We start from the raw sequence: 258 nt of genomic DNA, 5'->3' as shown, positions 1-258 counted from the left end.
TAAACAAAATAGCAATGAGCCTTGCATTAATGGCCACTGCCGGGAGTGCCGCAGCCGCCGCCAAACACAACATTCTTGCGATCATGGGTGATGACATCGGCTACTGGAACATCAGCGCCTACAACCAGGGCATGATGGGCTACCAGACCCCGAACCTGGACCGTATCGCCAGCGAAGGTGCGGTCTTTACCGATCATTACGGTCAGCAATCCTGTACCGCCGGTCGCGCCGCCTTTATCACCGGTGAAGAGCCGTTCC

At 56.6% G+C, this 258-nt stretch carries 1 protein-coding gene; it reads left to right on the top strand.

The features are described 5' to 3' along the window. Positions 1 to 14: 14 nt before the first annotated feature. Positions 15 to 258, top strand: a 244-nt coding sequence (locus B4920_RS26900; protein ID WP_216820091.1) for a sulfatase-like hydrolase/transferase, incomplete at its 3' end; no start/stop codon positions are given.

The sequence above is a fragment of the Zoogloea sp. LCSB751 genome (assembly GCF_002028455.1).
GTDB lineage: Bacteria > Pseudomonadota > Gammaproteobacteria > Burkholderiales > Rhodocyclaceae > Zoogloea.
Note: the sequence above shows the minus strand (reverse complement) of the source record. Positions and strands in the feature narration are given on the sequence as shown.